This window comes from Treponema sp., from assembly GCF_017430385.1.
GTDB lineage: Bacteria > Spirochaetota > Spirochaetia > Treponematales > Treponemataceae > Treponema_D.
Genome location: NZ_JAFRNB010000123.1, coordinates 1 through 3,083, shown reverse-complemented (window position 1 = coordinate 3,083; position 3,083 = coordinate 1). Strand labels below are relative to the sequence as shown.

Sequence of the window (3,083 nt, the reverse complement as noted above, 5' to 3'; positions counted from 1 at the left end):
CATAAATCAAAAAATGCTAGTAAATCGCCCCCTAAATTTAGCCGAAAACGCCCCCAAATAGCCCCATTTTGCCCCAGATAGACCCGCAAAAAATGTCAGTTTTTCTTATAATTTTACATCAAATTTTTTGAAAACTGACAGCAACGGGGACGGAAAATACAGATGTCTGAAACCGCAAGTAAAACATGAAAAAAAAGCACTGCCTAAAAAGACAGTGCTTAAACTTTTCTCTGTGAGCTCTGTGTACTCTGTGAGAAATTTACTTGCTCAGCAGTTTGTTCACAGCCTTAACGAACTCCATAGGATCCTTAAGCTCGGCTCCGCTCACAAGCAATGCCTGGTCGAACAAAACTTCGCTCACATCCGCGATGTAGCTTTCGTCGCTGCAAGATTCCAGCGTTTTGACAATCGCGTGGTCGCCGTTGATTTCGAGAATCGGCTTGATTCCTGGCCCTGCCTGACCCATCGCGCGCATCATTCGCTCCATCTGGATTCCTGGGTCGTTCTCGTCCACAACGATACAGCTCGGCGAATCAGAAAGTCGCTTTGAAAGCACGACATCCTTAACGCGGTCGCCCAATGCTTTTTTGATTTTTTCCTGGACAGGCTTGAAGGCTTCTTCCTTCTTTTTTGCCTCGTCCTTGTCAACGCCAAGCTCGTCGTCGCTGCCCGCCCGGTTCACGGCTTTAAGGTCGAAGTCCTTGTATTTCATCAGACTTGGAATTACGATGTCATCGATTTCGTCCGCCATAATCAGGACTTCAAATCCCTTGTTCTTGTAGGCTTCGAGGAGTGGTGAAGCACGCAAGTTCTTTTCGTCAGTGCCTGTGATATAGTAGATTGCCTTCTGCTCAGGCTTCATTCGCTGAACATAGTCGGCAAAACTCGTCCAGTTGTCGTCGCCAGTGCCCGCCGCATCGGTACTCTTGAAGCGCACGATTTCCGAGATTTCATCGCGTTTTGTATGTAGAATTTTTCACAAAAGTTTGATAGATTGAACTAAAGGCTTGCTATAAAAAAGAAGTCCGCGGTCCCTATCGGTGCAAAACACCCACTGCATAAGCAGGAGAAGGACTTCCGCGGCTCACGATTTAAATATAACAGTCTTTTTCGTAAAAATCAACAGGATTTTTTAATGAACAATCATTTTTATTCTGAAATTGAATGTGCTTTCACTTCTTCACGGCTTTCTGTTTATAAACAAGATGGGGCGGACGACATCACTTGTATTGCCCGCTATTTGTACAATATTGAAGTTTGCAAAAGCCTTTATTCATCTTTGAATATTTTTGAAGTCACATTTCGTAATGCGATAGACAAGGTTTTGTGCGTGGTTGCTGGAATTGATAATTGGTATGACATTTTGTCACTTGATTCAACTTCGCTGAAAAACATAAGCGATGCAAAGCATAAAATTCAAAAGAAGGGAAAAATGGTTACTCACGACAGAATTGTTTCCGAACTGACTTTTGGATTTTGGACTTCATTGCTTACGCCACGATATTCGCAGGCTTCATTTCAAAGTAAGATTATAAAAACTTGTTTCAAAACTGTTCCAGCGGCTCAGCGAAACATAAAATATCTGCAAACAAGATTTGATAAGATTCGCATTTTGCGAAATCGAGTTTCACATCACGAGAGAATCATTCACTGGAAAGATTTACCCACCCAACACGATGAACTTCTTGAAAGCATAAAATGGCTTGATAATGCTTCTTACAAATTGGCTTGCAGTTGCGACAAATTTCCGAAAATTTATGCGAAATCGTTTAAGGTTTATAAACGGTATGTGAGGTGGCATTGGAATAGGTATTAAAATTTGAGAACCCAAAGAAAATTATTATAGGATGTCAAATGTTATAATGCAATTTGCACCATTTCCAGGTCCTGTTATTCTAATTCTTTTAACATTAGCGTCTTGTTCAAAGATTTGAGTTTGCAGAGCACCACAAACCGCAGGCATTTCAATTACTACAGCATCTGTATATTTGTGTGTAATGTTTTCTTCATAAAGACAAATATCTGTATTATCATTCTCCCATATTGTATATCTATTTGTGTGATATTGCCCCCACAACATATTTGTCGAAACATCTTCTGTTTTGGTTTTAAAATTGTTTCCATAATTTTCTTTAGCTTTCTGAAGAATTGCATCACCTAATTCTTCATTCCATGTTATGACAATACCAGTTAAATGATTGTCATAAAAAAAGAATTTGATATTTCCATTGTCGCCATTATTAGAAAATTCATTCGTATATACAAAATAACCTATAACGGAATCAGGATATGGAAAATTATCATTGGAGAATGGTCGATAAAATTGATAAAATTCATCAAAATTTTTGTAGTGAACTGTTTTACATTGAACCACAAATTTTATTTCAAAGCATAGAAACAGATTCAAATATTGAAAAGAAAATCGAATCTGTTAAAGAAAATGTTATGAACTCTGTAGAAAAAGAACTTATAAGTTTGCTAAGAGAAAATTTATATTGATAAAAACACCCCTAAAAACTGAACATTTGGAAGAAAAAGGGATTGAAAGGGGAAAAGAAACCTTTTTAAGGTGTCGTTTTCCCTTTTTTCTGAATCCCATTCAAAATTGCCGTTTACAACAGTCATTCAGATAATTATAGCACTAGTTTTGAGTTTCGCCAAATTTTTCGTCAGATTCACTCATAATTCGATATTACCATAAAATAATTTGAATTTGGTCAACTTTCAGGCGACTTTGAGATTTTTACAGGAGAAAATGCGGGGGGAAGAGGGAGAATACTATTTCTTAGAAAACGCGATTGAATTCTATTCCCTGTATATTTATTCTATTCTTGTCAATAATTCTGCCAGTTCCTGCTCATACCTTATGTTGGATTCCCATCTGCCGATGAGGTTTACAGGTAGTTTTTTAGAGCAGAAAAATGCGGCAAGCATCCATATCACAAAAAAAGAAGGTAGAAAAAATGAATTTTGGAATCTGCCGCAAAAGAATAACTTCATTATTATTCGCCTGTTACAATCGTAGTTCTTTTTATAAAGATTCCAAGAATGTTGGTCGTTCTTGTATCTATAGTGGCAATTTT

General features: G+C 37.7%; 4 protein-coding genes and 1 pseudogene. 2 read left to right on the top strand and 3 right to left on the bottom strand.

What is annotated here, in order from left to right; translation table 11 throughout:
- Nucleotides 1–259 precede the first annotated feature (259 nt).
- Nucleotides 260–958, bottom strand: a pseudogene (locus tag IJJ71_RS08695) (molecular chaperone HtpG); the annotation flags it as partial.
- A 177-nt stretch (nt 959–1,135) separates the two neighbouring features.
- Between IJJ71_RS08695 and IJJ71_RS08690 the strand changes: the two are divergent.
- Entirely contained in the window at nt 1,136–1,816 is a 681-nt protein-coding gene (locus IJJ71_RS08690) for an Abi family protein (RefSeq protein WP_296846438.1), read from the top strand.
- Nucleotides 1,817–1,840: 24 nt separating this feature from the next.
- Here the strand turns inward: IJJ71_RS08690 and IJJ71_RS08685 are convergent, their stop codons facing one another.
- Nucleotides 1,841–2,374: a hypothetical protein gene (locus tag IJJ71_RS08685; RefSeq protein WP_296846437.1), complete on the bottom strand. Its 534-nt coding sequence runs from the start codon at nt 2,372–2,374 to the stop codon at nt 1,841–1,843.
- A gap of 339 nt (nt 2,375–2,713) precedes the next feature.
- Here IJJ71_RS08685 and IJJ71_RS08680 point away from each other — a divergent pair, with 339 nt between their 5' ends.
- Nucleotides 2,714–3,025: a hypothetical protein gene (locus IJJ71_RS08680; protein ID WP_296846436.1), complete on the top strand. Its 312-nt coding sequence runs from the start codon at nt 2,714–2,716 to the stop codon at nt 3,023–3,025.
- Here the strand turns inward: IJJ71_RS08680 and IJJ71_RS14950 are convergent.
- Nucleotides 3,003–3,071: a hypothetical protein gene (locus IJJ71_RS14950; protein ID WP_367113235.1), complete on the bottom strand. Its 69-nt coding sequence runs from the start codon at nt 3,069–3,071 to the stop codon at nt 3,003–3,005. The two genes, IJJ71_RS08680 and IJJ71_RS14950, sit on opposite strands and share 23 nt — an antisense overlap.
- Between the last annotated feature and the right edge of the window lie 12 nt (nt 3,072–3,083).